Raw genomic sequence first — 21,277 nt, 5'->3', positions numbered from 1 at the left:
GAGCGATCCAAAAGTCCCATACAGCCGGGTATGACCGACACTGCCGTGACAGCCGAGAGCAGCTTAGGCCAAGGGATATACGGCTGTCCGGCGAATCAGAACGTAGGCTTCCCCCATGGCAAACAAGCGCTCGGGCGGTGGTCTCTCACCAACGCAGCAGGCCGCCAAGTTCCTCGGTGTCAGCGTGCTCGCTGGAGCGGTGCTGGCCGGTATCGCGCTGCCCGCCGTGGGCGCGCTGGGACTTGCGGCCAAGGGGTCGGTCGAGAGCTTCGACGACATCCCCGCGAATCTGAAGCGTCCGCCCCTGAGCCAGCGCACCACCATCCTGGACAACAAGGGCGGCACGATCGCGACGGTCTACTCGCGCAACCGCACGGTGGTGGACCTCAAGGACATCTCGCCGTACATGCAGAAGGCGATCGTCGCGATCGAGGACGCCCGCTTCTACGAGCACGGCGCGGTCGACCTCAAGGGCATCCTGCGCGCGCTCAACCAGAACGCGCAGAGCGGCGGGGTGGCCCAGGGCGCGTCCACGCTGACCCAGCAGTACGTCAAGAACGTCTTCGTCGAGGAGGCCGGCGACGACCCGACGAAGGTCGCCCAGGCCACCCAGCAGACCATCGGCCGCAAGATCCGCGAGCTGAAGTACGCGATCCAGGTCGAGGAGAAGCTGGGCAAGAAGCGCATCCTCGAGAACTACCTGAACATCACGTTCTTCGGGCAGCAGTCGTACGGCGTCGAGGCCGCGTCCCAGCGGTACTTCTCCAAGCACGCCAAGGACCTGAACCTGGAAGAGGCCGCGATGCTCGCCGGCATCGTCCAGTCGCCCAGCCGCTACGACCCGATCAACGACGAGACCGAGGCCAAGAGGCGGCGCAACGTCGTCCTGCAGCGCATGGCCGACACCGGCGACATCTCCCAGGAGGACGCGGACAAGGCCAAGGAGAAGCCGCTCGGACTGAACATCAGCGCGCCCAAGGAAGGCTGCATCACCGCGGTCAAGGGCGCGGGCTTCTTCTGCGAGTACGTGAAGAACGTCTTCCTGAGCGACCCGGTCTTCGGCAAGACCAAGAAGGACCGGCAGAAGATCTGGAACCAGGGCGGCCTCAAGATCCGCACGACGCTCGACCCGCAGGCGCAGGAATCGGTGCAGGCGTCGATAAAGCAGCACGTGAAGCAGAGCGACGAGGTGGCGACCGCCGCGACCATCGTCCAGCCCGGCACCGGCAAGATCCTCGCGATGGGCCAGTCCCGGCCGTACGGCTTCGGGAAGGGTGAGAGCGCCATCAACCTGTCCGTGGACAAGTCGATGGGCGGCGGCGCGGGTTACCAGCCCGGATCGACCTTCAAGCCGATCGTGGCGGCGGCGGCGATAGAGGGCGGCAAGCCGGCGACGCAGACGTACTCCTCGCCGTACGAGATGGCGTATCCGAGCCCGGTCGCGCAGTGCGACGGCAAGACCTGGGTGAACAGCGACGGCGCCAAGCTCACCAACGAGGACGAGGCCGAGAAGGGCCCGTACGCCATGAAGGAGGCGACCGCGAAGTCGGTCAACACCTACTACGTACAGCTGATCAGCGACATCGGTATCTGCCCGGTGACGCAGATGGCGGAGAAGATGGGTGTCGAACGCGCCGACGGCGCGAAGATCTCCCAGGTCCCGTCGATCGCGCTGGGCACGCAGGAGATGTCGCCGCTGACGATGGCCAACGCGTATGCGACGTTCGCCTCGCGCGGCATGTACTGCACGCCGGTCGCGATCGAGTCGATCACGCAGAAGCTCGGCGGCAAGGACGAGAAGTCCCTGGACGTGCCGAAGTCGACCTGCACGCGCGCGATGTCGGTGAAGACCGCCGACACGATCAACACGATACTGAAGGGCGTCGTCGAGGACGGCACGGGTACGGAGGCCGGCCTCGGCAGCCGCCCCAGCGCGGGCAAGACCGGTACGACGGACTCCCGTTACGCCGCCTGGTTCGTCGGCTACACGCCGAACATGTCGGGCGCCGTCTGGGTCGGCGACCCCCAGCACGAGCGACAGATGGTCCGGATCACCATCGGCGGCCAGTACTGGGAGAAGGTCTACGGCGGCAAGGTCCCCGGACCGATCTGGCGGGACATGATGACCGGAGCGCTCGCGGGCAAGCCCGCACCCGACTTCAACCTCATCAACATCCCCGACCAGAACACGGACAAGAACAAGAACAAGAAGAAGAACAAGGGGAACAACGGCGGCGGCGCCACCCAGACCCCGCTGCCCACCATCACCCTCCCCGGGGACTTCATCGGCGGGGTGACCAGCGGCGGGAACAACGGGGGCGGCAACGGGCGAAACGGCGGATAACCGCTGTCGCTGCCGATTGCCGCTGATCGCTGCTGATCGCTGTTGCTACGCGCGTGAGGGCGCCCCCTGCTTCAGGGGGCGCCCTCACGCGCGTATGGATACGGGTACTGCAGACGGATGCGCGGTCAGCCCGCGAGAAGCTTCTTGACGACCGCCGCGACGCGGCCGCCCTCCGCCAGGCCTGCGACCTTGGGGTTCACGATCTTCATGACCTGGCCCATGGCGCGCGGCCCCTCGGCGCCGGCCGCCTTCGCCTCCTCGACCGCCTGCGCGACGATCTGCTGGAGCTCGTCGTCGGACAGCTGCTTCGGCAGATACTCGGCGAGGACCTCGCCCTCCGCCTTCTCCCGCTCGGCCTGCTCGGCGCGGCCGCCCTGCGCGAAGGCGTCCGCGGCCTCACGCCGCTTCTTCGCCTCCTTGGTGATCACCTTGAGCACCTCGTCGTCGGAGAGCTCGCGCGCCGTCTTGCCCGCGACCTCCTCCTTCGTGATGGCGGCCAGGGTGAGCCGGAGCGTCGAGGAGCGCAGCTCATCGCGCTCCTTGATCGCCGCGGTGAGGTCTTCCTGCAGCTTCGACTTGAGCGTGGTCATGCAGTGATTCTCGCAGGTGCGTCCAGCCGGACGCCCGCTGATTTCCGGTGCCCCGGGGTTCTGACACGATGAGCGTATGCGCGCGCGATACGGAGTACCCCTGGGCATCACGGCGACCGCGGCTGCGGGGCTCGTCTACGCGGCGGGCTTCGAGGCCCGCTCCTTCCGGCTCCGACGGGTCACCGTGCCCGTACTGCCGAGAGGCATGCGACCCCTGCGCGTCCTCCAGGTCTCCGACATCCACATGGTCTCCGGCCAGCGCAAGAAGCAGCGCTGGCTGCGCTCGCTGGCCGGGCTGCGCCCCGACTTCGTGATCAACACCGGGGACAACCTCTCGGACCCGGAGGGCGTACCGGAGGTGCTGGACGCGCTGGGCCCGCTGATGGAGTACCCGGGCGCGTACGTCTTCGGCTCGAACGACTACTACGGCCCCAAACTGCGCAACCCCGCCCGCTACCTCGTCGACAAGGCGCGCGGCCGGCACGGGCTCAACGGCAACGCACCCGCCGTCGGCGCCGTCCACAACCCGTGGGAGGACCTGCGGGACGGCTTCGACGAAGCGGGCTGGGTGAACCTGACCAACACCCGCGGTGCGCTGAAGATAGACGGCTTCGAGATCGCGCTGACGGGCGTGGACGACCCGCACATCAAACGCGACCGGTACGCGCGCGTGGCAGGCGGTCCCCCGGCGGGCGCCGACTTCTCGATGGGCATCGTGCACGCGCCGTATCTGCGCGCCCTCGACGCCTTCACCGAGGACGGCTATCCGCTGATCCTGGCGGGCCACACCCATGGCGGCCAGCTGTGCATCCCCTTCTACGGAGCCCTGGTCACCAACTGCGACCTGGACACGGACCGGGTGAAGGGCCTCTCCACGCACTCGGCGGCGGGCAACGTCTCCTACCTGCACGTCTCCGCAGGCTGCGGCACCAACCGCTACACGCCGGTACGGTTCGCGTGCCCGCCGGAGGCGACGCTGCTGACGCTGACCCCGCAGGTCTGACACGTCGCGTTCGCCACACCGATACGCGACGACCGGTGTCGGCCCGCACGACGCCCCAGGTCAGCGCCGTCCGCGGCGGCCGGGAAACCGGATTTCGTCTCCGGCCGCCGGTCCGCTAAAGTAATCGATGTCGCCGCGACGAGAACGAAAGATCTCGTCCAGCAGTGACATCGGGGTGTGGCGCAGCTTGGTAGCGCGCTTCGTTCGGGACGAAGAGGTCGTGGGTTCAAATCCCGCCACCCCGACAGTGAAGTAACAGGTCAGAGGCCAGGTACTGAATTCAGTACCTGGCCTCTCGCCTTGTGCGTGTCTATCTGCGTGACTACCGCTCGAGAGGGAGCCGACTTCGAGAACCGGCCTCCCAGGGCCGTCTGCCGACGAGCAGGCAGGAGCGTGTGCGGTCAGAGCCAGTCCCAGTGCTTGAAAGCGAAGTACAGCGTCAGAGAGACAACGACGATGACGGCGCTGGAAACGATGAATCCCGACTGATGTCCGAAGCCGGGGTAGGGAAGGTTCTGTCCGTAGAAGCCAGTGATCGCCGTGGGCACGGCGATGATCGCGGCCCAGCTCGTCACCTTCTTCATGATCAGGTTCATCCGGTTCGCCTGCACCGACAAGTTGGTCTCCATCACCGAGGCCACCAGGTCGCGCAGTGACTCCGTCCACTCGCCGGCACGCAGCACGTGGTCGTACACATCGCGGTAGTACGGCAGCAAGGGGCCGTCGACGACGTCGAGGTCGGGGCGCATGAGGGCGTTGACGACCTCCCGCATGGGCAGGACCACGCGACGGAGCCGGACCAGTGAATTCCGCAGGGCGTAGGACTGGCGCTGTACGGTCTGGATCTGTCGGCCGCCTTCGGCGAAGAGCAGATCGTCCAGTTCTTCGATACGTTCGTCGAGTTGCTGTACCGCGGCGAAGTGCCCGTCAACGACATAGTCGAGCAGGCCGTGGAGCAGAAAGGCGACCCCGTGTGCTGCCAGAGCCGGGGTACGGTCCCAGCGGGCGACCAGCTCGTCGAGGGCGAACGCGGCATCCTTGCGGACGGTGATCAGCGCCTGCGGCGTGAGGATGACCGCGAGCTCGCTCATCGTCAGTCCTGCGCCGTCCGGGTCGACGGCGACCGCGTAGACACTGAGGAAATGATGGGTGTGGTAGTTGTCGAGTTTCGCCCGCTGTCCCTCGTGCAGCGCGCCCTCGAGAGCCAGCTCGTGGAGACCGAGTTCCTCGCCGACCGCCGTGAACTCGGCGCGGTTCGGGCGGTACAGGTCCAACCACACGGTCGAAGACGGATCCGCCAGATGCCGGGAGATGTCCCGGACCGGGAAGTCCTCCTCGACCAGGGAGCCGTCGCGGTACAGCCGAGTACTGGCCATGTCGCGCACCCTAACGGCACCAGCGGAACATCAGCGGACACCACTACCGGGCATCCACCCCGACGGGCGGTACCGCCTCGATCGCCTTGAAGTAGGCGCCGCCCAGCGGAGACAGCCCTACCGGCGCCCGGACCTCCAGACGTCATTCCTCGGGCTCGAGGCGTTTCTCGCCGGTCCGAGGGCCCTCCGCGGGGATCGGGTGTGCTGATGGGTGCCGGTGTCGATGAGGATCTGTTCGGCATGGGGGGCTGGTTGTCTCTCGGTGAAATGCCTGCTCACGCACCGTCCCGGGGCCTCGGAGCGGCGTAGAGTGAAAGGGCAGGGAGTACTTCGCACACCGGCCGCCATGTCGGTGTCGTTCCCGGCGAGCAACAACACCGGCCTCCAAGAGGAGGCTCGGGGACAGGTCCGCGTCATGACCGCGACCATCGAACCCACGATCATCAAAGAGCGCCTGCCTTCGGCGTCGGCCCGCCTGTCCCTGGCCCCGACCGGCTCGGTTCCAGGTCTCCTGGACGGTGCCTGGTGGCCCCGCTCCCGTGATCTCCTCCGGGAGATCCCCACTCTGACAGACGCGCTGGACACGTGCTGGGGTCGGATCACCCGCGTCACCGTGAACCCGGCCCACTGGCCCGTCATCCCGCGCAAGGTCCCCGTCACGGGGCACACGGTGCACGTCGGCTGGTTCGCCGACGAGCAGGACGCGAACAAAGTGATCCTCTTCTCCTACACGGTGGGCCGCCTGGACCTGCTCGTGATCCCTCCGGAGACGGAGCCGGCCGCCGCCGCCCGGCTGATGGCAGCAGCAACCGTTCCGGGAGGTATCCGCACGGCCAGCGGTCTGATGGCCGACGAGGCCTGGGGCGACTGCCGTCACACTCACGGGCACGTCGCCCCTGATGCACGTCGTCCTGAATGAGCAAGGGGTCACCATGAAGTCACCGGAACTGCCGTCGACCGGGCACGCGGAAGTTCGTATAGTCGCCGCGGACCCGGAGGCGGCTCGCCGTGTCGCGGAGATTCTCCGCCGTTGTTTCGCCGCCGCCGAAGCGCGCAGCTACCCCGCAGGCGCCGACGGCGGAACACGCCTCCACCTCACCGTGGACACCACGCGCATGGCGGAGCCGGTGCGCTCCTGGCTGTTGACCAGCCAGTCCTCCCGGGACGATCACACACAGCCAGACGAAATCTGAGGAGATGGCCCTCAGCGGGGAAGGAGGATACCGCCCCGGACGTACGGGTTTCCGTCAGTGCCGGCACGAGAGGCAGGCGACCATGGCGACACTGCACGAGCGGGAGCACTACCGCGAGGCGATCATGAAGACCCTGTACGAGGCCGTCGAAGGCAATCGCCTCCTCGGCCTCACCGGGGCGCAGCTGCGCGAGGCCCTCGCCATGCCCGAGGAGGACCTGGCCGCCGCCTGCACATACTTGGCGGCCGAGGGACTGATCCAGGTCGACTGGGCGCGAGGAAACACACCCGCGATGGTCACACTGAAGCACAAGGGGCTCCAGCTCATGGAAACCGAGGAGAAGGACAGTGACTGACACGCCACGGGCCGCCCTCAGGGCTCCGGCTGGTCACATGACGGCCATGTCCTCCCATATGACTGAAATGGCGTCCCGGGCATACCCTGGTGAGTGGGCCGGTGCACTCTCACGTGCAACGACCTGGAAGGGCGGCCCCGGTGTGTATACGCCGGGGCCGTTGCGTCACTGGCACATTGGAACGGAGCCTGTGCCACACCTACGGCCGGGGCAAAGACCAGCCGGAGGCTGGGGGTGCCGGACCAGGGGGCTGAGGATCCTGGCCGCCATCACTGGGCCATCGAACGCACCATGTGCGCCACGAGCCCTTCTCCCGTGATCACGGGAGAGCCGGAGGACCGGGAAACCGTCTCGTCCGGTTTCGGCGGGAGGATGCGCGGAACAGTACGTGCCCCGCGAACCTTCCCGGTCGGCCAGACCCCTCGGCGGCGCCCTCGGTCGGCTCAGGCGTTGGGACGCTTGCCGTGATTGGCCTTCTTCTTCTTACGGCCACGTCGTTTGTTGCCTCGCTTGGCCATGGTGCATATCTCCCTAATCGGGCTAATCGGGACTTTTAACGCCTTCGCCAGTCTAGATTCGGCCCGTGGGATCCGCATCGGTGGTGCGGCACCCACACGCGCAAGCCGCAGATGTCCCGCCTCACGGCCCTGCGGTGCGCGTCGGAAGCGATGCACCCGTGGGTGACCGGTACCAGTGCGGGTGTGATCGCCTACGGGACCTGGGGTGCCGCTGCAGCCTGCGTGACCTAGTCGGCGTACGCTCTGCCGGGCCTCGTCGCTGAGAAGGCAGGCGGCCGCCCGCTGGCCCAGCAGTTCCGGGACCGGCTGTTCGCCCCCCCCTCGGACTGATGGGCGTTCGCCGCCCGGCACTCCGGGAACATAGTCGGACACCGGATCGCTCAGCCGGAGTTTGCCGTCCTCGGCGAGGTCACGATCGCCGAGCTGCTGAAGATGCGCAGCGGACTCTTTCGACACATCTGAGGGGTCGGGCGCCCCAGGCGCACACATCTGCGTGACCGGCCGATCCGGAGTGCCGTGGTGCGGTAGGTACCATCGGCGAGTGAACTCTTACTGGCACGTCGTTCTGCCGCCGCTCTGCGCCTGATCGGGCGCACACGCTGACGGCCTGACCCGCCAACCCGGCTGACCTGCACGGCAGCCAGGGTTTTGTTTTGTGCGCCCGTTTCGAATCCAGATCGCAAGCGGTATTCGACGACGGAAGTACACGACTGTGCCGAATCAAACCTCCTCGCACGCTGCCACCAGCGAGGCCCCTGCAAAGCCGCAGCCACACCCCGCCGGTCCCCTCAGCGGGCCGGTGCCCATCCTTGGCGCCGCCGTGCTGTGGGGTACCACCGGGACCGCCAGTTCCCTTGCTCCTGCCGGTGCACCAGCGGCAGCCATCGGAGCCTCCAGCCTGGTGCTCGGCGGCTTGATCCTGTTCCTGTCCGCGCGTGGCAGCCGCTCGCTGCCCAGGAAATGCGCACGCCACGAGCGGTGGCTGCTTGCCCTGGGCGCGGTGGCGGTGGCCGGATATCCGGTCAGTTTCTACCCGGCCGTAGCCCGCACGGGGGTGGCTGTGGCCACCGTCATTGCGCTCGGCAGCGCTCCGGTTTTCGCCGGCCTGCTGGCCTGGCTCACCGGCCAGGCCCGGCCGACCGCCCGCTGGGTGTATGGCACAGCGGCGGCAGTCAGCGGCTGCACCGTCCTGGTGCTGGGTCCCCTGCTGGCCGGTGGCACCACGCCCGTGGACATCATCGGCGTCCTCCTGGCCGGGCTCGCCGGTCTGTCCTACTCCGCCTACTCCCTCATCGGGGGCAAGCTCATCGCACGCGGACGGCCCTCCAACGCGGTGATGGGCGTCATGTTCGGGGGCGCGGCGCTGCTCGTTCTGCCTGTGCTGCTGTGCAGTGACACACACTGGCTCGTCACCGTCCCCGGCGCGGCGGTCGTGCTGCACCTCGCGGTGGTCACGACTTTCCTCGCCTACCGGCTCTTCGGATACGGCCTGCGGCACACCGCCGCCCAAGTGGCCACGACGCTGACCCTGGCCGAGCCCGCTGTCGCGGCGATGCTGGGCGTCGTGGTGCTCGGCGAGCGTCTGCCCATCGCGTCTTGGTGCGGGCTGGCCGTGCTCGCAATGGGCCTCGTCTTCCTCACCTTCCCCGCGAGGCGCCACGGACGGCGCTGATCGCACCAGGACAGGACGTGGTCCAAAGGGGGTGGGTGGCCGCCGCTGTCACCCACCCTTGACCGCACAATCTCCTTCGTCGGTTGCGAGGTTGGACCGAAAGAGTGAAGGTGGATAGAGAACATATGACCGAGCGCCGAATGGAGCTTGTCATGAAAGCGAGAAAGGCTGACCTGTACGCGCTTGACCTGACCCATGCACGCTGGGTCAAGAGCAGCAAGAGCCCCTACAGGGTGGACTGCGTCGAGGTGGCCGACCTTGGTGGCGGGGCTGTTGCCGTCCGTGACTCGAACAATCGGGACCTGCCGCCTCTGCGGTTCACCGCATCAGAATGGGCAGCTTTCCGAGATGGTGTGCGCGAGGGCGAGTTCGGTTAGAACATCTCGCGAACTCGATTAGTATATTTCGCGTTTCACCAATGCTTAGCCAGGCCTGGCTTCACACGTGCCGATCCAAATCGCGATACGCAGTGCGAATACTTGTTGTCGCTCAGGACTTTTGACCCTGATTATCGCAACTCCCCCGGTTACCACAACTCATTGAGCATTCAGGGGCATTGACCCGTCGATCGACACCTCGGCCCAGACTGTCTTGCCCACGGGGTGACGAGGTTCCGAGCCCCAGCGCACGGCCAGGACGTCCACCAGGAGCAGGCCACGGCCCGACTCGCCGTCGGGGTGCGACGAGGGCGGGGCGGCAGGCGGTCTTTTCGTGGTGGCGGCGTCGGCCACCTCGGTCCGGACCAGGCCTGCCGCCTCGTCAAGGCCGAGCCTGAGCCGGAAATCGCGCCCCGGGACACGGCCGTGCTGTACGGCGTTCGCAGCGAGTTCGCCGACGACGAGGGCGACCGTGCACGACGCGTCCGAATCCGGCGGGTATCCCCACTCCTCCATGCGCCGCACGGCGAGGCGTCGGGCGAGCCTCGCACCTCGGGGTGTCGAGGTGAACTGTGCGGTAAGCGCCTGGAGTTCGGTGGCCCTTCGCGGTTCTTCGCCCGAGGTGATCGTTCCTGTCAGCACGGCCTGTCCGTCCTTGCCCGTCGAGTCCTTGGACGTCTCGCGATGTACGCAAGTCGTCACGTTCCGTACTCAAGAGTCGTCAGACAGCCCTACGCTCGGAAGGTGACCCAGCCTTACCTTTCGCTTCGTAAGGGACGGAAGTGACGCCTTGGCCAACGGAATTGACCCCAGTAAGTCGATGGCAGCGCTGTTCGGTTTGCGCGTGCGCAGACTCCGTACAGCGGCCGGACTGACCCAGGCGGAACTCGGCAGGAAGACGCATGTGGTGAGCACCCGGATCACGCAGATCGAGCGGGCCTCCGGGGCGAAACCGACGCTGGAACTGGCGCGGGCGCTTGACGCCACCCTCGGCGCGGACAACCTGCTGGTGGAGTTGTGGCCGTACGTGTACCGGGAGGCGTTTCCGGACTGGTCGCGGAAGTTCATGGAGTACTCGGAGCGGGCGGTGTCCATCGGGCAGTACGCAGCCCATCTGGTGCCGGGTCTGCTTCAGACTGAGAAGTACGCACGGGCCGTTCTAAGCGTCGGTCTCACGCTCAACAGTGAAGCGCAGTTGGAGGAGAGGCTCACTGCGCGCATGGGACGCCAGGAGCGACTCGGCTCAACCGATCGGCCGGACCTGTGGGTCGTCCTCGACGAGGCGGTACTCAGGCGTCCGGTCGGTGGCCATGCGGTGATGCGTGAGCAGTTGGAGCGACTGCTCGAGGCCGCAGCGGAGCCTCACATCACCGTGCAGGTGCTGCCGTTCGATCAAGGCGAGCACGACGCGATGGGCGGCTCACTGACCACTCTCGTGCTGCCGGATGGCCCCGAAGTGGCCTACACGGAAGGCGCGCACTACGGCCAACTCGTCGAGGATCCAGCCGAGGTCAGGCGGTTCGCGCTGACCTACGATCGGCTACGGGCAGCAGCCCTGCCCCCGCTCATGTCACTCGACATGATCCGATCCGTGATGGAGGGCAACCACCGTGGAGCGAAGGTCCCGTCCCGATCTGAACGGCGCCGTGTGGCGCAAGAGCAGCTACAGCAATCAGGAAGGGGGCGACTGCGTGGAGGTGGCGGACGGGTTCCCCGGCGTCGTGCCCGTCCGTGACAGCAAGGTCCCGCACGGTCCCGCGCTGTGCTTCGAAGCCCGCTCCTGGGCTGCGTTCATAGGCGAGTTGAAGGCCGGTCGGCACCGCCCCTGAGCCATACGCGGGCCAAAGTCAAGCGACCAAGACCAACTGGCCCGGCCGACTGGCCGGGCCGTATTGGTGGCCTCGTCCGCGTGAGTCAGCCGAAGTCGTTCGTGCCGGGCGTGGGGCGGGTACTGATGGGCTCTTCGTACGTCGGCATGTTCGTGCCGTACGAGGTGCGCGGGTCCAGTGGTCCATCGCCGGAAGGGCGGCCGCCCGGGTCGAAGCCCGGGGCGCCCCCGCCTGGGTGCCCGATCGGGTGCTGCTCGCCCCCGCGGGGGCGCAGTGCCGCGGGCATCTCACCAGGGGTGGCCTGCGTCGCGGTGTCCGTGCCGGTCTTCTCGAAGTCCTGGGAGACCCGCTCGTCGTTCCACTCATGGCCGTTCGCCGACGACCTGAGGTTGTCCCCGCCGGCCTGTACGCGGGCGCGCAGACCGTCGAGGGCGGGCTTCCAGCTGTTGGCGATCTCCGTCAGGGCGGGCCCGATCGACCAGCCGGTGAGCGAGCCGCCCGCGGTCCCGGCCTCCTTGACGGCCTTGTCGGCGGGACCCTTCATGGTTCGGGCTATGTCGTCACAGGCTCCGGCGGAGGCGCGGAGTTCGGCCGGGTCGACGTCGGTGCGCTGGGACACGTCCGGTTCCTCTCAAGCGTTTCAGGGGGTCAGAACTGCTGCTGCTTGACGCCGGGCGGGAGCATGCAGGGAGTGCGTACGGAGAAGGAGAGGCGCTGCGGCTTCGTCTTGCCGGAGCCGACTGTGTCGGCCTCGACTCTGTAGTCGTTCTTCTTGTTGCGGGCCCAGAAGATTGCCGAGGCATAGGCGTTCTTGAATTCCCGGTACGAAGTCACCTCGTAACCCTGCTTGGGGAGTTCACTGCGTAGCTTGCGCACGATGCGGGTGTGCTCCGTGACGGGAGCCGGGGAGTAAACGTAATAGAAGAGGCTGTACCGGCCGTCCTCAGCAACCTCGTCGTTCTCCCCGACGCACTCTTCGAAGTTCACTTTGGCCGTGTCAGGGAGCAGTTCGACGTCGGTGAGTTTGGCCATGTAGGCGGTGTAGTCCTTGGCCCACTGCAACGCGGCATCCTTCGCCATCCGAGGCAACGGGGCGTTCGAATCATCGCTTTGAGACATGCAACCTCCAGTCAGGAGCAGGGCTGCGGAAACAGCCAGTAGCGTGCGGAGAAAGGAGTTACAGCCCAGGGACGATGTAAGCCTCCGGCGGCTGGTCACCGCCCTCCTTCGGGACCTCTCCGGGCTGCTTGCCCGCGATGACTGCTCCCTGGTTGGCGAGGGAATCGCTGCCCTTGTCCCAATAGCCACTGTGGCCGTGGGTGTCGACTTCGAAATTGTTTCCACCGAAGGCTCCAAGCATCGGGTCGCGGCCGAGGGTGAGGTCGGAGGCGTGGTTGATGACGGCGTCGTCCTTTGCGCCGCCGATCCACACGTGTTCCGGATCCATCTGCAGATCCTGTGCTCTGTCCACAGTCATCCCGGGACTGCCCACCACCACTACGTCGTCCGCCCCCAGACCGGAGCCCCCCGACGCGGCGGCACCGACCACGGTGGAGCCGTAGCTGTGTCCGAGGACGGTGGTGTGACTCGGGGATCCGTCGTGTGAGGCATGCGTGCCCGCCACGAACTGACGCAGGTCCGGAGCGGCATCCTCGGCCCGACCGGTGCCGCCGACGCTGTTGAAGTCGGTCATGGAAGCCTCGGGGGCGTCGTAGCCGAGCCAGGTGATCATTGCGACGCTCTCGCCGTCGGACTGGCGCTCCGCGGCGTTCTGCAGCCTGCCGATGCGCTCGAGCTGACCGGGCACGGCGTCCATGTTCGTATTGGTGCCCGGCACGAGGATCCCGGTGTGCGCGGCCGTGTCCGGGTTGCCCATGGCGATGATGGCCCGGCCGTCGTCCTTGGAGTCGTAGCCGAGGAGGTACAACTCCTTGCCCTTGGGAGCACTGTCCGCAGCTTCGAGCCGGTCATTGAGGACCTGCAGGTTGTTCAGACGCCTGTTGACGGTCTCATCACTGTCGCCCGGGAACCCTTCGTCCCAGTTGCCCTCCTGGATCAGATTGAGCTCCTGGACGAGGGCCGTGCGGTTGGCGTCGTCGCGTACGTCCGTCGGCAGACCGTCGGTCGCGCCGATCTCCTTCGGGTAGAGCGTGGTGTAGGTCTGGCGCTCTTCGGGGCTGAGGGCCTTCCACCACTCCGCCGCGGCCTTCGGATCGTCCTCGGGGATCTGCGGGGGCTGGACCCCCACCGCCTTCATCGCGTTCTTGACGTCCTGGGCGGATTCCGCTGCCGCGTCATGGCTGAGCGGGTCGGTCAGGATGTCGCCGTTCAGCTCCGCAAGGGCCTTCGACCCGTCGTTGCTGGCCTTGTGCGCGTCGGTCAGGGCCTGGTCGATACGTGCGCGGTACTGCCCGAGCAGGGCGTTGCGGTCCGCGATGATCGCCTGTGCGTCGGGGTCCTGGCGTGGCAGGTCCGTGGTCGTCGGGTCGCTGACCCAGCCGTCGTCGTCGACCTTGAAGTGGTCCTCCTCCGCACGCTGCACCGCGTTGCGGAGGTCCGTCTGGGACTGCTCCATCCAGAACCGTGTGGTGTCCAGGACCTCGGCGATGGCCATGGCCTCCGTCTCGACCACACCGATCCGCGATTCGACGTCCTCCAGATAGAAGAGGGCCGCGTCGGCGTCGTCGCCCTTCCAGGAGTGGTGCAGTGGCCCGGTGACCTGCCGGCGGTGACGGTCGGTCAGGGAGTCCATGGTCGTCGACAGCTCCCGCCAGACCTTGGCCGCGGCTTCCAGGTCGGAGAAATCCTGCTTCATCAGCCGGGAGAAGTCAGAGGCCACGTCGGCCCCCGCCTGACCTGCGCACACACCCTTCAGGGCATGGGCACGACAAATCGACCCAAGAAGACATACGACAACCCCCGTTGTTACCCCATGAGTTCGAGGCGCCCAGGTTATCCGACAACTCCGCGGCAGGACGCACCGATTCCGCACGGCATCGACGCCACAGCGACGAAGTTCAGCCGCGGCGGCCGGCCCCCAGGAACCGGTGGAGGGACGCCGTCATGTTCGTGACGAAGGCGTCGCGCGTCCGGTCGGAGACGAGGTCGAGCGACAGATAAGGGTTGAGGTCTTCCAACTCGACCAGCAGGAGCTCCCCTTCCCGGGTGCGGCAGGCGTCCACGCGCTGGATGCCGTGGTCGATGGTGTTCCAGTCGATGAAGCGCCGGGCGAAGACCAGATCGGCTTCCGTGGGCTCGTAGGGCTCGAGGACCCAGCGCCGGTCGGGGTCGGGGGCGTGGAGGGCGTACTGGTAGTTGTCGTCGACGTAGTAGAAGGAGACCTCGTAGCGGAAGTCGACGCGCGGCTGGACGAGGATGTCGCCCCAGGACAGGCCCTCCAGCTGCTCCCAGGAGACGAAGCTCAGGCCGATGGAGTCCGCGCCGGCCTTCGGCTTGACCGCGTACGAGGCGGTCTCGGACAGGCGTCCCAGGTGTTCCAGGCGTTCCAGGTCCTCGGGCCGGTCGATGGTGGGAATCACCGGGTATCCGGCCTCTGTGAGGTCCAGCAAGTACTGCTTGCCCTGCATGTCCGCCCGGCCGGTGAGCTGGTTGTAGACCCGGGTGCCGCGCGCTGCGGCCTGTGCGCGGAAGGCGTCGTACTCCTTCTGGTAGTGCAGGACGGGCCCGCTGTTGCGGACCACGACGGCGTCGAAGCCGTCCATCAAAGCCGCGGCATCGAGCGGGTGGCACAGGGCGATGTCGAATTCCGTGCGCAGCCGGGAGGACAGGGAGATGTCCTCGTCGCAGTAGCGCCGCCCCCGGGCCTGGTAGGCGAGGTCGGTCACGTACAGGAGGCTGGGGCGGGCTGGCACGGTTGATCTCCTCGTTCGACAGCCACCAAATGTAGCCAGACCCCGGATTCAGCCAGACCCCGGATTCCGTCCGACCACGGATGTGGCCCGACCACGGAGCACACCCTCGCGTCAAGTCACGATTTTTGGGGGCATGACCGTCATCTCCCGATCGTGTCTGCTGACCTCAGGGCCGCATCAAGGGATGCAGCTCTCAGTCAAGCCGTCGAGATCGAGCCGAGGTGTAATCCATGAGCACTGTCAATTCTGCGTGGGTGAATCAAGCGCCGCCCCGTGACTGCGGCCATGTGCCACCACCGCAACCGCCACCGCAATCACGCGTGATCGCCGCACCGGCCGGAACGCCGTATCACCGATTGGCGCGGACCGAGCTGCACCGCTGGTGGCGTCCGCTGGTGGCCACGCTGTTCGCCGTGGTCGTCTGGTTTCTGCTCCAGATCAACGTAGGAATCGGAATGGGCGTGGCTGCCGGGCTGACCGGGGTCGAGCCGGGCACGGGCGGCATGATCTTCGCCGATCCCCTCTGGGACAACGCCGCTCTGCTGCTCGCACTCGCGCTTCTGCTACCGAGCGTGCTGCTTGCCGCACGCCTGGTGCAACGACGGCCGGCGAACTCCCTGTCATCGGTGACCGGGGCGCTGCGCTGGCGCTGGCTGCTGGTCTGCATGGTGGCGGCCGTGGTCGCGGTGGTGCTCCTGTTCAATCTGATCGGCGTCTTCACCGCCGCATCCGGGGAGGTGCCCTGGAACTCGATGTTCGCCCTGCCGTCCGGCGCCTGGGCGGACTGGCCGGCCTTCCTGACCGCCGCCGTCGTGCTCACCTTGCTCGTGCCGTTCCAGGCAGCGGCCGAGGAGTACGTCTTCCGCGGCTGGATCCCGCAGGTCTTCGGCTCCTATATGCGCACGCCCTGGGTGGGCATCATCGTGGCAGGTGTGCTGTTCGCCCTGGCCCACGGGCTCGGCACACCATGGGGCTTCGCCGAGCTGATCGTGTTCAGCTTCGTCCTGGGCGTGCTGGCGATCCGTACCGGAGGGCTGGAGGCGGGCATAGCCGTCCACGTGGTCAACAACCTCTTGATCTTCCTGCTCTCCGCCGCCTTCGTGGGTGGGCTCAGCGATACCGGCAGCTCCAATGCCGCGAGCTCCCCCTGGCCGATGCTGGCGGCCGGCGCGATCGTGTGGCCGCTGTACGGGTGGGTGATCCTGCGTCTGGCGCCGCGGTTCGGCGTCGCACGCACCGCTCCGGAACCGCGTCCCAGCCTGGTGAAGGCCCCGGCCACCGCGGTCTGAGATCCGCCGCCCCGACAGCAACCACCCCGACAACGAAACAGCAGGTCAACGGGAAGGGCCTGATCCTCGGCAGCGAGGATCGGGCCCTCCGTGACGTCTGTACGCATTCGACCCGGCGGACACAGGCGTCCCATCGTTCACGGTGCGGACGGCCCCTTGACACCCCGAGTGCCCCACGGGCAAGGTCTCGATCATGAATGCTTCCGCTGATCACCCTTGCGCGTCCTCCGCGCTGGTGGAGCGGCGCCATGTCGATCTGTGCCGGCAGTCCAGCGCCATCTGTCGCTGATCCCGCAGATCTCTCCCGTTCTTCGCACTCTTCTTCTCTTCTTCGTGCCTGCGCGTTCGTGCCGGCGCGCGCCTCCGTGCGTCAGCACGTCTGCGCGCACCCACGAGGGTTTTCCCTGGTCTCGCGCGCTCCTCCTAGGTTCTCAAGGACACCGATGTCTCATAGCTCACGTATATCCGAAACCTCCTCAGAGCCCTCCGAGTCCGCGTCCGCCACCTCGCCCGCCGACGCCCGTGACGGCATCTCCCGGCGGCTGTTCGGCGGGCTCGTCGGCGGTGGCGCCCTGACCGCTGTGGCCGGACCGGCCGCGGCCGCGTCGGGCACGACCGAGACAGGCACGGCCGCGTCGGACACCAGTGCGTCCGGCGCGGCCGCCTCCGGCGCCACCGCGGAGAAGCCCTTCCGGGCCCGCGCGGGCGCAGGCCACGGCGGCCGGCCGAACCTGCTGGTCATCCTCGGCGACGACCTCGGCTGGGCCGACCTGTCGTCGTACGGCGCACCGCACATCAAGACCCCCAATCTGGACCGCCTCGCCCGTGAGGGTGTGCGTTTCACCGACGCGTACTCGGGCTCGGCGACCTGCTCCCCGACCCGGTTCAGCCTGTACACCGGCCGCTATCCGGGCCGTACGAAGGGCGGACTCGCCGAACCCGTCGGCGACAAGTCCCAGGGCCTCGACCCCAACCACCCCACTCTCGCGTCCCTGTTGAAGGCAGCCGGTTACTCGACCGCGCTCATCGGCAAGTGGCACTGCGGCTGGCTGCCGGACTACAGCCCCACCAAGTCGGGTTGGGACGAGTTCTTCGGCAACTTCGGCGGCGTACTGGAGTACTTCTCCAAGCTCGGGCAGCTCGGCGACTACGACCTCTACGAGGGCGACGCGACCTACAAGGACCTGCGCTACTACACGACGGTCCTGACCGAGCGGGCCGTGGAGTACGTCAGCCGCGACCACGACAAGCCGTGGCTGCTCAACCTCAACTTCACCACCCCGCACTGGCCCTGGCTCGCCGAGGACGACGCGGAGACCGCGGCGGAGATCGCCGCGAAGATCCGCGCGGCGAGCAACCAGGGGCAGGTCCTGAGCGCGCTGCTCCACAACGACGGCGGTTCCGTCGAGAAGTACGCGGAGATGGTCGAGAGCCTCGATGCCGCGGTCGGCGAAGTGCTGGCGGCGCTGCGGCGTTCCGGGCAGGAGGAGAACACGCTGGTGCTGTTCGCCAGTGACAACGGGGGCGAGCGCTTCTCCTACAACTGGCCGCTCAGCGGCAACAAATCCCAGCTGCTGGAGGGCGGCATCCGCGTGCCGACCATCGTGCGCTGGCCGGCCAGGATCGACGCGCACCAGGTCAGCCACGCGCCCAACTTCTCCCCCGACTGGACCGCCACCTTCCTCGAGCTGGGCGGCGCGCGGCCCCACCCCGCGTACCCGCTGGACGGCACCAGCCTCGCCGGCTACCTGCTGCGGGGCGAGGAGCTGCCCGAGCGCGAGCTGTTCTGGCGCGTACGGGCCAACCGGGCGCTGCGGCGCGGCGACTGGAAGTACTACCAGGACGCGAGCGGCAAGGACCACCTGTACAACCTCGCCCAGGACTCCCGTGAGCAGGCCGATCTGGCACCGGACCGGCCGGAGCTGCTCGCGGAGCTCAAGGCGGCGTGGGAGAAGACCGCTGGCGGACTGCTTCCGTATTCGGCTGCCTGATCGCGTTCGCGTGTGGCGCGGAGAGTTATCCACAGGCTGGGGGACTCTTCGGCCGTTTGTCGGCCGGTCCGGGCACTATGGGGCCATGACTGAGAGCAGCGGGTCCAACGGGGCCAACATGTCCATGCCGGGCTCCATGGCGGGCGAGGGGGAGGCCGTCGGCGCGGCGATGCCCGACTGGGAGAAGCGCTTCCGTGCGCCGAGAGTGTCCCTGCCGGACTGGGCGCAGGACGCGCCGGACCGGTCGCTGTTCGTGTCCAACGCTTCGGGGACGTACGAGCTGTATGCGTGGGACCGGGCCACGGGTGAGCAGCGCCAGGTCACCGACCGGCCGAACGGCACCACGGACGGCGTGCTGTCACCGGACGGCGAGTGGATCTGGTGGTTCGACGACAAGGACGGCGACGAGTTCGGCGTCTGGAAGCGGCAGCCGTTCCACGGCGGCGCCGACGACCCCGCGGTGCCCGGCCTCAAGGCGTCGTACCCGGCCGGGCTGGCCATCGGCCGGGACGGACGCACGGTGGTCGTCGGCCGTTCGACCGACGAGGAGGGCTCGACAATCCATGTCGTCCTGGGGGCGGGCGGGCCGGTCGAGGTCTACCGGCACCCCGAGTCGGCGGGCGTCGGAGACCTCTCCCACGACGGCTCGCTGATCGCGATCGAGCACACCGAGCACGGCGACGCCATGCACTCCGCGATCCGGGTGCTGCGGCCGGACGGGTCGGTGGTCGCCGAACTGGACGACACCAAGGGCGGCACGGTCGAGCTCGGCCTCGAGGTGCTCGGCTTCGCTCCGGTCGACGGGGACACGCGGCTGCTCGTCGGGCATCAGCGGCGCGGGCGCTGGGAGCCGATGGTGTGGGACGTCGCCTCGGGCGAGGAGACGGACCTGGCGCTGGAGCTGCCCGGCGACGTGTCGGCGGAGTGGTATCCGGACGGGTCGGCGCTGCTGGTCGCGCACAGCTTCGAGGCGCGCAGCGACCTCTGGCGCTTCGAGCCGGCGACGCGCGCGCTGGTCCGTCTGGACACGCCCCCGGGTTCGGTGTCCGGAGCGACGGCCCGGCCCGACGGCAGCGTCGAGTATCTGTGGTCGTCCGCGGCCGAGCCCCCGGTGGTCCGCTCGACGTCCGGCGGTGCGGTCCTCGACCCGCCCGGGATGAGGTCCCCGGGTTCGGTGCCCGTCGAGGACGTGTGGGTGGAGAGCCCCGGGGGCCGGGTCCACGCCCTCGTCCAGAAGCCCGCCGGTGCGACGGGCCCCCTGCCCACCGTGTTCGAGATCCACGGCGGCCCGACCTGGCACGACAGCGACTCCTTCGCGGCGGGCCCGGCGGCCTGGGTGGATCACGGCTATGCGGTGGTCCGCGTCAACTACCGCGGCTCGACCGGGTACGGACGGGAGTGGACGGACGCGCTCAAGCACCGGGTGGGCCTCATCGAGCTCGAGGACATCGCGGCGGTCCGGGAGTGGGCGGTGGAGTCGGGCCTCGCGGACCCGGCGAAGCTCGTGCTCGCGGGTGGTTCGTGGGGCGGCTATCTGACGCTGCTCGGCCTCGGCACCCAGCCCGACGCGTGGGCGATAGGGCTGGCGGCGGTCCCGGTCGCGGACTACGTCACGGCGTACCACGACGAGATGGAGGCCCTGAAGGCGATGGACCGCACGCTGCTGGGCGGTACGCCGGAGGAGCAGCCGGAGCGCTTCGAGGCATCGTCCCCGCTGACGTACGTGGACGCGGTGAAGGCGCCGGTCTACATCTCGGCCGGCGTCAACGACCCGCGCTGCCCGATCCGCCAGATCGACAACTACGTGGAGCGGCTCGCGGCGCGTGGCGCGGTCCACGAGGTCTACCGCTACGACGCGGGCCACGGGTCGCTGGTGGTGGACGAGCGGATCAAGCAGGTGCGGCTCGAGCTGGACTTCGCGGAGCGGCACCTGGGCGGCTGACCTCATGACCTCGCGGGCGGCACCGGTGGTGACCCACCCCCACGGCCGAGCCGCCCGCGCGGCCCCCGTACCGTGGAGGTGTGTACCGGTTTCTGCTGACCCCTCGGTGGTGGGGGATCAACGTCTTCGTCCTGCTGGCCATCCCCTTCTGCATCTTCATGGGGTCGTGGCAGCTGGGGCGGTTCGAGGACCGCATGCAGGACCACCGGGTCGCCGCTGAGCAGTCCGCCGAGGACAAGCAGGCCCCGGCCCGGCCGCTCGACTCGCTCCTGCCCGTCGACCAGGAGACGTCGGGCGACCGCGCCACGGCGACCGGCCGGTACGACAAGCAGCTCCTCGTCCCGGACCGCGAGCTCGACGGCAAGCGCGGGTTCTACGTGGTGACGATGCTGCGCACGGACAGCGGCAAGGCCCTGCCGGTCGTACGGGGATGGCTGCCCGGCGACGCGTCCGCCGCGAAGGCTCCGGCCCCGCCCGCCGGCGAGGTCACCGTGACCGGCGCGCTGCAGGCCTCGGAGAACGCGGACTCCGACGGGGTGACGGCGACGGGCGGGCTGCCCGCCGGACAGCTCGGCATGATCAGCGCCGCGTCGCTGGTGAACCTCGTGCCGTACGACGTGTACGACGCGTGGATCACCCTCGACAAGGCCGACGCGGGCATGAAGGCGGTGCCCGCGACGGAGCCGCAGGGCAGCGGGCTCGACCTGAAGGCGTTCCAGAACCTCGGCTACACCGGGGAGTGGTTCGTCTTCGCGGGGTTCGTCGTCTTCATGTGGTTCCGGCTGCTGCGCCGGGAGGCGGAGTTCGCCAGGGACGCCGCGCTCGGGCTGAACCCGGAGGGCGAGGAGCAGGAGGACCACACCGGGGCGGACCGGGTTCCCACTGCCTGAAAGGGGGCGGGGGCTCCTCCCCCACCCCCACCGAGG

General features: G+C 68.1%; 22 protein-coding genes and 1 tRNA gene. 15 read left to right on the top strand and 8 right to left on the bottom strand.

Annotated features, from left to right (window positions below; genetic code table 11):
- The first annotated feature begins 115 nt into the window (after positions 1 to 115).
- Positions 116 to 2,344 (top strand): transglycosylase domain-containing protein, encoded by a 2,229-nt coding sequence (locus ACWD4J_RS15385; protein ID WP_451395857.1) that lies wholly within the window; start codon positions 116 to 118, stop codon positions 2,342 to 2,344.
- Between the two features lie 125 nt (positions 2,345 to 2,469).
- Here ACWD4J_RS15385 and ACWD4J_RS15380 read toward each other — a convergent pair whose 3' ends face one another.
- Positions 2,470 to 2,934 carry a GatB/YqeY domain-containing protein gene (locus ACWD4J_RS15380; RefSeq protein ID WP_451395856.1) on the bottom strand — a complete coding sequence of 155 codons (465 nt, stop codon included), beginning with the start codon at positions 2,932 to 2,934 and terminating at the stop codon, positions 2,470 to 2,472.
- Positions 2,935 to 3,010: 76 nt separating this feature from the next.
- Between ACWD4J_RS15380 and ACWD4J_RS15375 the strand changes: the two genes are divergently transcribed.
- Both ACWD4J_RS15375 and ACWD4J_RS15370 read left to right on the top strand, forming a co-directional pair.
- Positions 3,011 to 3,937, top strand: coding sequence for a metallophosphoesterase (locus ACWD4J_RS15375; protein ID WP_451395855.1), 927 nt, complete (start codon positions 3,011 to 3,013; stop codon positions 3,935 to 3,937).
- A 171-nt stretch (positions 3,938 to 4,108) separates the two neighbouring features.
- Positions 4,109 to 4,182, top strand: a tRNA-Pro gene (locus tag ACWD4J_RS15370).
- A 156-nt stretch (positions 4,183 to 4,338) separates the two neighbouring features.
- On the opposite strand, the gene ACWD4J_RS15365 is transcribed toward ACWD4J_RS15370, so the two are convergent.
- Complete coding sequence (locus ACWD4J_RS15365; RefSeq protein ID WP_451395854.1) at positions 4,339 to 5,313, bottom strand: magnesium transporter CorA family protein; 975 nt, start codon at positions 5,311 to 5,313, stop codon at positions 4,339 to 4,341.
- A 415-nt stretch (positions 5,314 to 5,728) separates the two neighbouring features.
- Here ACWD4J_RS15365 and ACWD4J_RS15360 point away from each other — a divergent pair, with 415 nt between their 5' ends.
- From ACWD4J_RS15360 to ACWD4J_RS15350, 3 genes are all read left to right on the top strand, one after another.
- On the top strand, positions 5,729 to 6,232 hold the full coding sequence (locus tag ACWD4J_RS15360; RefSeq protein ID WP_451395853.1) for a DUF5994 family protein: 504 nt from the start codon (positions 5,729 to 5,731) through the stop codon (positions 6,230 to 6,232).
- Between the two features lie 13 nt (positions 6,233 to 6,245).
- Positions 6,246 to 6,506, top strand: coding sequence for a hypothetical protein (locus tag ACWD4J_RS15355; protein WP_451395852.1), 261 nt, complete (start codon positions 6,246 to 6,248; stop codon positions 6,504 to 6,506).
- Positions 6,507 to 6,588: 82 nt separating this feature from the next.
- A complete protein-coding gene (locus ACWD4J_RS15350) occupies positions 6,589 to 6,861 on the top strand; it encodes a hypothetical protein (protein WP_451395851.1) in 273 nt (90 codons plus the stop codon).
- Positions 6,862 to 7,304: 443 nt separating this feature from the next.
- On the opposite strand, the gene ACWD4J_RS15345 is transcribed toward ACWD4J_RS15350, so the two are convergent.
- The gene (locus tag ACWD4J_RS15345; protein ID WP_099504217.1) at positions 7,305 to 7,379 is read right to left on the bottom strand and encodes a 50S ribosomal protein bL37; all 75 of its coding nucleotides are present in this window, start codon (positions 7,377 to 7,379) and stop codon (positions 7,305 to 7,307) included.
- Positions 7,380 to 8,178: 799 nt separating this feature from the next.
- On the opposite strand from ACWD4J_RS15345, the gene ACWD4J_RS15340 reads away from it, so the two are divergent.
- A complete protein-coding gene (locus tag ACWD4J_RS15340; RefSeq protein ID WP_451395850.1) occupies positions 8,179 to 9,051 on the top strand; it encodes a DMT family transporter in 873 nt (290 codons plus the stop codon).
- A 125-nt stretch (positions 9,052 to 9,176) separates the two neighbouring features.
- A complete protein-coding gene (locus ACWD4J_RS15335) occupies positions 9,177 to 9,428 on the top strand; it encodes a DUF397 domain-containing protein (RefSeq protein WP_451395849.1) in 252 nt (83 codons plus the stop codon).
- 159 nt (positions 9,429 to 9,587) lie between these two features.
- Here the strand turns inward: ACWD4J_RS15335 and ACWD4J_RS15330 are convergent, their stop codons facing one another.
- Entirely contained in the window at positions 9,588 to 10,070 is a 483-nt protein-coding gene (locus ACWD4J_RS15330) for an ATP-binding protein (protein WP_451395984.1), read from the bottom strand.
- A 178-nt stretch (positions 10,071 to 10,248) separates the two neighbouring features.
- Between ACWD4J_RS15330 and ACWD4J_RS15325 the strand changes: the two genes are divergently transcribed.
- Both ACWD4J_RS15325 and ACWD4J_RS15320 read left to right on the top strand, forming a co-directional pair.
- On the top strand, positions 10,249 to 11,163 hold the full coding sequence (locus ACWD4J_RS15325) for a helix-turn-helix domain-containing protein (protein WP_451395983.1): 915 nt from the start codon (positions 10,249 to 10,251) through the stop codon (positions 11,161 to 11,163).
- A complete protein-coding gene (locus tag ACWD4J_RS15320) occupies positions 11,075 to 11,257 on the top strand; it encodes a DUF397 domain-containing protein (RefSeq protein ID WP_451395848.1) in 183 nt (60 codons plus the stop codon). Before ACWD4J_RS15325 ends, ACWD4J_RS15320 begins: the two co-directional genes overlap by 89 nt.
- A gap of 85 nt (positions 11,258 to 11,342) precedes the next feature.
- Here the strand turns inward: ACWD4J_RS15320 and ACWD4J_RS15315 are convergent, their stop codons facing one another.
- The 4 genes from ACWD4J_RS15315 to ACWD4J_RS15300 form a co-directional block, all read right to left on the bottom strand.
- Positions 11,343 to 11,876 (bottom strand): hypothetical protein, encoded by a 534-nt coding sequence (locus ACWD4J_RS15315; protein WP_451395847.1) that lies wholly within the window; start codon positions 11,874 to 11,876, stop codon positions 11,343 to 11,345.
- Positions 11,877 to 11,905: 29 nt separating this feature from the next.
- Entirely contained in the window at positions 11,906 to 12,337 is a 432-nt protein-coding gene (locus ACWD4J_RS15310; RefSeq protein ID WP_451395846.1) for a hypothetical protein, read from the bottom strand.
- A 97-nt stretch (positions 12,338 to 12,434) separates the two neighbouring features.
- Positions 12,435 to 14,096 carry an alpha/beta hydrolase gene (locus ACWD4J_RS15305; RefSeq protein ID WP_451395845.1) on the bottom strand — a complete coding sequence of 554 codons (1,662 nt, stop codon included), beginning with the start codon at positions 14,094 to 14,096 and terminating at the stop codon, positions 12,435 to 12,437.
- Between the two features lie 178 nt (positions 14,097 to 14,274).
- The gene (locus tag ACWD4J_RS15300) at positions 14,275 to 15,129 is read right to left on the bottom strand and encodes a hypothetical protein (protein ID WP_451395844.1); all 855 of its coding nucleotides are present in this window, start codon (positions 15,127 to 15,129) and stop codon (positions 14,275 to 14,277) included.
- Positions 15,130 to 15,485: 356 nt separating this feature from the next.
- On the opposite strand from ACWD4J_RS15300, the gene ACWD4J_RS15295 reads away from it, so the two are divergent.
- The 5 genes from ACWD4J_RS15295 (at position 15,486) to ACWD4J_RS15275 (ending at position 21,241) form a co-directional block, all read left to right on the top strand.
- A complete protein-coding gene (locus ACWD4J_RS15295) occupies positions 15,486 to 16,418 on the top strand; it encodes a CPBP family intramembrane glutamic endopeptidase (RefSeq protein WP_451395843.1) in 933 nt (310 codons plus the stop codon).
- Positions 16,419 to 16,611: 193 nt separating this feature from the next.
- Positions 16,612 to 16,707 carry a putative leader peptide gene (locus ACWD4J_RS15290; protein WP_355937091.1) on the top strand — a complete coding sequence of 32 codons (96 nt, stop codon included), beginning with the start codon at positions 16,612 to 16,614 and terminating at the stop codon, positions 16,705 to 16,707.
- A gap of 154 nt (positions 16,708 to 16,861) precedes the next feature.
- The gene (locus ACWD4J_RS15285) at positions 16,862 to 18,409 is read left to right on the top strand and encodes a sulfatase family protein (protein WP_451395842.1); all 1,548 of its coding nucleotides are present in this window, start codon (positions 16,862 to 16,864) and stop codon (positions 18,407 to 18,409) included.
- Between the two features lie 85 nt (positions 18,410 to 18,494).
- Positions 18,495 to 20,351, top strand: coding sequence for a prolyl oligopeptidase family serine peptidase (locus ACWD4J_RS15280; protein ID WP_451395841.1), 1,857 nt, complete (start codon positions 18,495 to 18,497; stop codon positions 20,349 to 20,351).
- Positions 20,352 to 20,431: 80 nt separating this feature from the next.
- Positions 20,432 to 21,241 (top strand): SURF1 family protein, encoded by an 810-nt coding sequence (locus ACWD4J_RS15275; RefSeq protein WP_451395840.1) that lies wholly within the window; start codon positions 20,432 to 20,434, stop codon positions 21,239 to 21,241.
- Positions 21,242 to 21,277: the final 36 nt, after the last annotated feature.

It is taken from the genome of Streptomyces sp. NPDC002577 (assembly GCF_053594815.1).
Note: the sequence above shows the minus strand (reverse complement) of the source record. Positions and strands in the feature narration are given on the sequence as shown.